The sequence below is a fragment of the Nakamurella sp. genome (genome assembly GCF_048594475.1).
Taxonomy (GTDB): Bacteria; Actinomycetota; Actinomycetes; order Mycobacteriales; family Nakamurellaceae; genus Nakamurella.
In genome coordinates this window covers 1-8,364 of the sequence record NZ_JBMDXT010000242.1, presented here as the reverse complement: position 1 = coordinate 8,364, position 8,364 = coordinate 1, and the positions used below count along the sequence as shown (strand labels likewise).

7 protein-coding genes and 1 tRNA gene are annotated in these 8,364 nt (G+C 75.2%); 5 read left to right on the top strand and 3 right to left on the bottom strand.

The window, feature by feature from the left end:
• From ACOJUF_RS11175 to ACOJUF_RS11165, 3 genes are all read left to right on the top strand, one after another.
• The coding region (locus tag ACOJUF_RS11175) for a 4Fe-4S dicluster domain-containing protein (RefSeq protein WP_420121924.1) at positions 1 to 840 on the top strand (840 nt) is incomplete at its 5' end.
• Positions 841 to 855: 15 nt separating this feature from the next.
• On the top strand, positions 856 to 1,962 hold the full coding sequence (nrfD, locus tag ACOJUF_RS11170) for an NrfD/PsrC family molybdoenzyme membrane anchor subunit (protein ID WP_420121923.1): 1,107 nt from the start codon (positions 856 to 858) through the stop codon (positions 1,960 to 1,962).
• Between the two features lie 145 nt (positions 1,963 to 2,107).
• On the top strand, positions 2,108 to 3,298 hold the full coding sequence (locus ACOJUF_RS11165) for a zinc-dependent alcohol dehydrogenase (protein ID WP_420121922.1): 1,191 nt from the start codon (positions 2,108 to 2,110) through the stop codon (positions 3,296 to 3,298).
• A gap of 18 nt (positions 3,299 to 3,316) precedes the next feature.
• Here ACOJUF_RS11165 and ACOJUF_RS11160 read toward each other — a convergent pair whose 3' ends face one another.
• The 3 genes from ACOJUF_RS11160 to selD form a co-directional block, all read right to left on the bottom strand.
• On the bottom strand, positions 3,317 to 4,912 hold the full coding sequence (locus ACOJUF_RS11160; protein WP_420121921.1) for a phytoene desaturase family protein: 1,596 nt from the start codon (positions 4,910 to 4,912) through the stop codon (positions 3,317 to 3,319).
• Complete coding sequence (locus tag ACOJUF_RS11155) at positions 4,909 to 5,883, bottom strand: SDR family NAD(P)-dependent oxidoreductase (RefSeq protein WP_420121920.1); 975 nt, start codon at positions 5,881 to 5,883, stop codon at positions 4,909 to 4,911. Before ACOJUF_RS11155 ends, ACOJUF_RS11160 begins: the two co-directional genes overlap by 4 nt.
• Before the next feature lie 101 nt (positions 5,884 to 5,984).
• Positions 5,985 to 6,983 (bottom strand): selenide, water dikinase SelD, encoded by a 999-nt coding sequence (gene selD, locus ACOJUF_RS11150; protein ID WP_420121919.1) that lies wholly within the window; start codon positions 6,981 to 6,983, stop codon positions 5,985 to 5,987.
• Between the two features lie 46 nt (positions 6,984 to 7,029).
• Here selD and ACOJUF_RS11145 point away from each other — a divergent pair.
• Positions 7,030 to 7,125: transfer RNA gene (locus ACOJUF_RS11145), tRNA-Sec, on the top strand.
• 47 nt (positions 7,126 to 7,172) lie between these two features.
• Positions 7,173 to 8,364 (top strand): L-seryl-tRNA(Sec) selenium transferase (selA, locus tag ACOJUF_RS11140; RefSeq protein ID WP_420121918.1); only part of this gene is annotated, 1,192 nt, incomplete at its 3' end.

Below are 8,364 nucleotides of genomic sequence, written 5' to 3'. Positions count from 1 at the left end.
AACCCGCGGGACGGCGACCTGCAGATCCTCGGCTCGTCGTACGACAACACCGGCTCGCTCGGTGCGAGCACCTGGCGGCACGTGGCGTTCATCGAGCAGACCGGCGACCGGATCGCGCAGGCCCGGGAGTCCGGACGGGCGCTGGTCGGGCTGGGCATGCCCGGCGTGCGGTCCTCGTCCACCCCGGCCCCGGTGGACACCACACCCCCCGACACCGACGAGTTCCGCTGGCTGATGTCCTCGGACGTCTGCAAGCACTGCACGCACGCCGGCTGCCTGGACGTGTGCCCGACCGGCGCGCTGTTCCGCACCGAGTTCGGCACGGTCGTGGTGCAGGACGACGTGTGCAACGGCTGCGGCACCTGCGTGGCCGGCTGCCCGTTCGGCGTCATCGAGCGGCGGTCGGACGGCACGTTCGCCACCGGGGCGCGGTCGGATTCGCCGCACGTGCGCAACGAGGGCGTCGCCCAGAAGTGCACCCTGTGCTACGACCGGATCAAGGACGGCCAGACCCCGGCGTGCGCGCAGACCTGCCCGACCACGTCGATCAAGTACGGCGACCATTACGAGCTGGTCGCGCAGGCCAGGCAGCGGGTGGCCGACCTGCACGAGCAGGGCATGACCGAGGCCCGGCTGTACGGCGCCAACCCCAAGGACGGCGTCGGCGGCACCGGCTCGGTGTTCCTGCTGCTGGACGAGCCCGAGGTGTACGGGCTGCCCCCGGACCCCCGGGTGCCCACCGCCGACCTGCCCCGGATGTTCAACCGGGCCGGGATCGCCGGCCTGGGCATGATCGCCGCCGTCATCGGATCGTTCGTGTTCGGCCGGCGGTCGCGGTGAGAGGGTGACGACCCCATGACGACCTCGGACTTCGACAGCTTCCGGCCGCCCGCATTCGGCGGGCGGCGCCGACGGCGCAAGGCCGGCGACCAGGTCGGAGGGGGCCGGCCGGGCGGTGGCGACGGCTCGCGCGAGATGCCGATGGTGCCGGACGTGGACGTCGCGGCGTTCGACTCCTATTACGGCCGCAACGTGGTCAAGCCGCCGCCGTGGGGGCACGAGATCCCGGCGTACCTGTTCCTCGGCGGGGTGGCGGGCGGTTCCGGGCTCATCGCGGCCGGGGCCCAGTTCACCCGGCGGCCGACGCTGCGGCGCAACGCCCGGCTCGGCGCGATCACGGCGATCGGCCTCGGCAGCATCGCCCTGGTCAAGGATCTGGGCCGGCCCGAGCGCTTCCTGAACATGCTGCGGACGGTCAAGGTGACCTCGCCGATGAGCATCGGCTCGTGGATCCTGGCGCTCTACAGCGCCGGGGCGGGCGTCACCGCGGCGATCGAGGTCGACCGGCTGACCGGCTCCCGGTTCCCGCTGGGTCCGCTGCGCCGGCTGATCCCCGCCGTCGACGTCGGGGCCGGGCTGTGGGCGGCGGCCTTCGGACCGCCACTGGCCGCCTACACCGCCGTGCTGCTGGCCGACACCGCCAATCCCACGTGGAACGCCGCGAAGGACGAGCTGCCGTTCGTGTTCGTCAGCTCGGCGACGCTGGCCTCCGGCGGCCTGGCGATGATCACCACCCCGGTCGCCGAGGCCGGGCCGGCGCGGACCCTGGCCGTGCTCGGGGCCGCGGTGGAGACCGTCGCGACCAAGGCGCTGCACCGGAACATGGACCCGACGGTCGCCGAGACGCTGCACCACGGGTCGGCCGGAAAGATGCTCAAGATCAGTGAGATCCTCACCGTGGCCGGCGGTCTCGGTGCCCTGCTGGCCGGCCGGAACCGGGCCGTCGCGGTCGCGTCCGGGGTGACGTTGCTGGCGGCGTCGGCGCTCACCCGGTTCGGCATCTTCGAGGCCGGCATCCACTCGGCCAAGGACCCGAAGTACACCATCGAGCCGCAGAAGCGGCGGCTGGCCGCGCGCCGCGCCGCCGGCATCACCGACGACTCGATCACCACCGCCGGCTGAGCCCTTGACCCGGAACGGGTTTCCGGGATCGGCCGTCGGGTACTGAGTTCCGGGACATGGAGTGCTGCCGTCCCGGCCGGCCCGACGCCGGCGTGTCGATCCCCGGGGTCCGGCGGGCTCGTGCGATCTGACGGAGGGTCCCGACATGAAGGCACTGACGTGGCACGGCAAGCGCGACGTCCGGGTGGACGAGGTCCCGGACCCGGTCGTCCAGGAGGCCACCGACGCGATCGTCCGGATCACCTCGACCGCGATCTGCGGCTCCGACCTGCACCTGTACGAGGTGCTGGGCCCGTACCTGACCACCGGCGACATCCTCGGGCACGAGCCGATGGGCATCGTGGAGGAGGTGGGCAGCGCGGTCACCCACATCGCGCCGGGTGATCGCGTCGTCGTCCCGTTCAACATCTCCTGCGGCCGGTGCACGATGTGCGCCGAGGGCCTGCAGTCCCAGTGCGAGACCACCCAGGTGCGGGAGAAGGGCACCGGCGCGGCCCTTTTCGGCTACACCTCGCTCTACGGTTCGGTGCCCGGCGGCCAGGCCGAGTACCTGCGGGTGCCGCAGGCCCACTACGGACCGATCAAGGTGAGCCCGGACGGCCCGGACGAGCGGTACCTGTTCCTGTCCGACATCCTGCCCACCGCCTGGCAGGCCGTGCAGTACGCGGCGGTGCCCGAGGGTGGCACGCTCGCCGTCTTCGGCCTCGGCCCGGTCGGCCAGTTCGCCGCCCGCATCGGGGTCCGGCTCGGTCACCGGGTGATCGGGGTGGACCCGGTGCCCGAGCGCCGGGCGATGGCGGCCCGGCACGGGGTCGAGACGATCGACCCGGATCGCTTCGACGACGTGCCCGCCGCCCTGATCGACCTGACCGCCGGGTCCGGCGCCCACGGGGTGATCGACGCCGTCGGCATGGAGGCGCACGGCGGGGCCGGCGCGACGGCCGGGAAGATCGCCCAGACGGCGGCCGGCCTGCTGCCGGACCGGGTCGCACAGAAGCTGATCGAGACCGCCGGGGTGGACCGGCTCACCGCCCTCCACGATGCCATCGGCGCGGTCCGCCGCGGCGGCACCGTCTCGATCAGCGGCGTCTACGGCGGCCAGGCCGACCCGATGCCGATGATGCAGCTGTTCGACAAGCAGGTGCAGCTGCGGATGGGCCAGTGCAACGTCCGCCGCTGGATCGACGACCTGCTGCCGTTCGTCGAAGACCCGACCGACCCGCTGGGAGTGCTCGACCTGACCACCCACCGGCTGCCCATGGCCGAGGCCCCCGCCGGGTACAAGACCTTCCAGGAGAAGGCGGACGACTGCATCAAGGTCGTGCTCACACCCTGATCGGGCGTCGGGCACCGGTCAGGACGGGAGCAGCCGGGCCCAGGCGGTGCGGGTCAGCCGACCCCGCACCGCCCGCCACGGACCCTGCGCGTGCAGCGCGGCGGCCGCCGCGTTCCAGCCGCAGGCACCGTGCACCCCGCCGCCCGGATGGGCCGAGGCCGAGGCCAGGAACAGCCCGGCGAGCGGGGTCTCGGGCCGACCGAGGCCGGGCACGGGCCGGAAGACCAGCTGCTGGTGCGGGTACGACGTGCCCCCGTTGATCGCGCCGTCGACCAGGTTCGCGTTGCCGGCCTGCAGATCGGCCGGGTGCTGCACGAACCGCTCGATGACCCGGGCGCCGAAGCCCGGCGCCACCTGCTCCACCTGTTCCTCGACACGGCGGACGTGCCGGTCGAGCGCGGCCCGGTCCCCGACCATCGAGGCGGGCACATGGGTGTAGGCCCAGGCCGACTCGGTGCCCGCCGGTGAGCGGGTCGGGTCGGCCGTCGTCATCTGGCCGAACAGCAGGAACGGGTTCCGCGGCGGCCGGCCGACCGACAGATCGGCCGCGACGTCGACGAAGCCGTCGAGATCGGTGCCCAGATGGACGGTGCCGGCGCCGACCGGCCCGGCCGCGCGCCAGGGCACCGGTGCGCGCAGCGCCCAGTTGACCTTCAGCGTCGGGTTGTCCCACTGGAACCGGGCCAGGGCCGGGCCCATCGCGGCGGGCAGGTGCGGCAGGCCGACCAGGTCCCGGTAGAGCACGGGAGCGACCACGTCGGCCACCACCGCCCGCCGCGCCCGCACCGTCTCCCCGCCGGCGGTGCGCACCCCCAGGGCCCGGCCGCCGGCGACGAGCACGGACGTCACCCGGGTCCCGGTACGCACCTGCCCACCGGCGGCCTCGAACCGGCGGCGCAGGGCCAGCGCCAGCTCCCCCGCCCCGCCCCGCGGCACGGGGAAGCCGACGTCCTGGCCGAGCATGGCCAGCAGCCAGCCGAAGATGCCGCTCCCGGCGGCGTCGGGCGGCACGTCGGCGTGCAGCGCGTTGCCGGTCAGCAACAGCGGTCCGCCCTCGCCGGTGAACGTCTCCTGGCCCAGCCGTCGCACCGGCAGCAGGGCGAGCCGGGTAAGGTCGAGCAGGCCACCGGCGCCGAGGCGACCGAGCAGCCGGGCCGCCGCGCGAAGCGGCGGGATGGGCGTGAACAGGGCGTCCAGCAACGGATCCCGGACCCGGCGCCAGTGTTCCAACAGGTCCAGCCAGGCCTGCCCGTCCCCGGCCCCGAACTCCTCGAGCCCGGCGGCGGTGCGGTCCGGGTCGCGGTCCAGCACGGCGGCGCGGCCGTCGGGCAGCGCGTGCGCGAGCACCTTGGGGGCCTGCACCCAGGTCAACCCGTGGGCGGCCAGATCGAGGTCGCCGATCACCCGGGCCGCCGCGGCCAGCGGGTAGAACGCGCTGTACATGTCCGTGCGGAAGCCCGGCGCGGTCACCTCGGCGGTGGCCACCGCCCCACCGACCTCGTCATTTGCCTCCAGCAGCAGCACGTCCCACCCGGCGTCGGCCAGCGCGTTCGCCGCGACCAACCCGTTCGGGCCGCCGCCGATCACCACGGCGTCCACCGTCGGGGGTGTCATGGCCGGCGCCGCCCGGCGCCCGGCCGCGATGCGGTGGCACCGGCCGCCGGCGACACCGCCGTGGTGGGCACCGTCCGGCGGCCCCACCGGTCCCACCAGCCTCGTGCGGCCTCGCCGGCCGGGCGGGCCGCGAGCACGGTGCCGGGATGGTCGGGCGTCGGGCGCCGGGACAGGCCGAAGACGCTCATCAGCGGTCCGACCGCGGCGTCGTAGACGGCGGGCAGCAGCCGGAACCCCAGCACCACCACGTGGTTGGCCAGGCCGACGGACCGTTCCCGGCGCGGCCGGTCGAGGCTGCGGACGATGGCCCGCGCGACCTTCTCGGGCGGGTCGACCGGGGGCGGCGGGCGGCCCTCCCGGCGGGTGTAGTTGGCGGCCTGGCTGTAGGCCGGGGTGTTCACGCTGCCCGGGGAGACGAGGGTGACGTGCACACCGTCCAGCGCCCGGGATTCGAGCTGGATCATCCGGGTCAGCGCGTGGACGGCCCACTTGCCGGTGACGTACGGGCTCATCGACGGCACGGCGATCTTGCCCAGCAGCGATCCGGTGATCACCAGCGATCCGCCGCCCTGCCCGCGGAAGAGCCGCAGGGCCGAACGGGCGACGTTCGCGGTGCCGACCACGTTGGTGGTCACCGCCCGGTCGAAGACCTCGGGCGGGATGTCCTCGAACCGGCCGTAGGCCACGGCTCCGGCCGTGTGCACGACCGCGGCCACGGCGCCGAACTCGTCGACCGCCCGGGCGAACAGGTCCTCCACGGCCAGCCGGTCGCTCACGTCGACCGGCACCACCAGGGCCCGGGCTCCGCGGGCGGTGCACTCCCGCGCGACCTCCTGCAGCACCGGACCGGAGCGCGAGGCCAGCACCACGTCCCAGCCCCGGTGACCGAGGAGCCGGGCCGTGCAGCGCCCGATCCCGCTGGACGCGCCGATGACGACCGCGACCGGGCGACGGGTGCTGGCGTCGGGCACGCGGCCTCCCGTTCCTGGCGGTGATGATCGGTTGCGCCGATCGCGCCAAGGGTCAGTTGCCGGGCCCGCGGCGATCGAAACCCGCTCCGTCGCCGGGCGGGTCAGCGCACCCGGATGCCGGCGCCGGCGACGGTGTGCCCGATGACCGGGTACCCGGGCACCTCGCCGACCACCAGCAGCCCGCCGGAGGTCTGCGCGTCGGCCAGGACGATCAGGTCGTCCTCGGTGACGCCGGGGCCGGCGGTCAGGTGCGGCCGGACCCAGTCCAGGTTCCGCCGGGAACCCCCCGGTACGAAGCCGTCCCGCAGGGCGACCCGGGCGGCGTCGAGCACCGGCACCGCGGCCCGGTCGATCACCGCACCGACTCCCGACGCCCGGCACATCTTGTGCAGGTGGCCGAGCAGGCCGAAGCCGGTGACGTCGGTGGCCGCCGTCAGGCCCGCCGCGACCGCGGCCACCGACGCGTCGCGGTTGAGCCGGGTCATCAGGTCGACGGCCTCGGGAAAGACCTCACCGGTTTGCTTGTGCCGGTTGTTGAGCAGGCCCAGGCCCAGCGGTTTGGTCAGGGTCAGCGGCAGCCCGGCGACCGCCGCGTCGTTGCGCAGCAGGTGCCGCGGGTCGACGACGCCGGTGACGGCCATGCCGAACTTGGGTTCGGGGTCGTCGATGGTGTGGCCGCCGATCACCGGGCAGCCGACGCCGGCGGCCACGTCGACCCCGCCGCGCAGCACCTCGGTCATCAGCTCCATGGGCAGCACGCCCCGGGGCCAGCCGACGAGGTTGATCGCGACGACGGGGGTGCCACCCATCGCGTAGACGTCGGACAGGGCGTTGGCCGCGGCGATCCGGCCCCAGTCGTAGGCGTCGTCCACGACGGGGGTGAAGAAGTCGGCGGTGGAGACGACCGCCAGGTCGTCGCGCAGCCGGACGACGGCGGCGTCGTCCCCGCTGTCCAGACCGACCAGCACGTCGTCGCCCGACTGGCCGACCAGCCCGCGGACCGCGTCCTCCAGCTCACCCGGCGGGATCTTGCAGGCGCAGCCGCCACCGTGGGCGTAGCCGGTCAACCGGCGGGACTCGGACGACGTGGTGGCGGTCACGGCAGCGAGGGTACGGTGGCCGGGCGGGCCGCGTCGGCGTCGTCGCGGAGGCGTGTGGGTTCCTGGTGGTCCCCTCGGTCTTCAACACCGGTGAGGTCGAGCATCTCGGCCTGGCGGGTTCGATTCCCGTCCGCCTCCGCCACCGGCCGGCCGCGCCACCCCGGATCGCGGATGGGAACAATGCAGGGCGTGACCCCCACCGACCCGCGGCGGCTGATCCCCCGCACGGATCGCCTGCTGGCGCTGCCCGCGGTGGCCGCCGCCCGCCCGCGGCTGGGCGACCGTACGGTCCGCGGCCTGGTCCGGGCCCTGCAGGACCGGGCCCGGCGGGGCGAGATCGGGCCGGCCGAGGTCGAGCCCGCCCTGCTGGCCGCGGTGGCCGGGCACGTTCCGACCGGCCTGACCCCGGTGCTCAACGCGACCGGGGTCGTGGTGCACACCAATCTCGGCCGGGCCCCGCTGTCGGCCGCCGCGCGGGCGGCGGTGGGCCGGGCGGCCGGCTACGTCGACGTCGAGCTGGACCTCGCCACCGGCGCCCGCTCGCGCCGGGGGGCGGCCGCCCGTGGGGCCCTGCTCGCCGCCTGCCCGGCTGCGGAGGAGGCGCTGGTGGTGAACAACGGCGCGGCGGCCCTCGTGCTGGCCACCACCGCGCTCGCCGCGGGCCGCGAGGTGGTCGTCAGCCGGGGCGAGCTGATCGAGATCGGCGCCGGGTTCCGGCTGCCCGACCTCATCGAGTCCACCGGCGCCCGGCTCCGTGAGGTCGGCACCACCAACCGCACCCACCTGGGGGACTACGCCGACGCCGTCGGCCCGGACACCGGGTGCCTGCTCAAGGTGCACCCCAGCAATTTCCGGGTCGAGGGGTTCACCGCCGCGGTCGACGTCGCCGAGCTGCGCGAACTGGCCCGGGAACGGGGCGTGCCGCTGGTGGTCGACATCGGCAGCGGCCTGCTCGCGGCCGATCCGCGGCTGCCCGGCGAACCCGACGCGACGAGCGCGCTGGTGGCCGGCGCGGACGTGGTGACGGCCAGCGGGGACAAGCTGCTCGGCGGCCCGCAGGCCGGGATCGTGCTGGGCCGCGCCGACGCGGTGGCCCGCCTGGCCCGGCACCCGCTGGCCCGGGCCTTCCGGGCCGACAAGCTGACCCTGGCCGCCCTGGAGGCGACCGTCGCCGGCGGCCCGCCACCCGTCACCGTCGCCCTGCACGCGGACCCGGACCGGTTGCGTGAGCGGACGATGCGGCTGGCCGCGGCGCTCGGCGCGACGCTCGAGGCCCCGGCCGGGGCGGGTGACGGACCCGCCGATCCGGGGGCCGGTCCGGTCGGCGGCGCGGCGCCCGGGCCGGCGACTGGGCCGGCGACCGGCGCGAGGACCGGGCCGG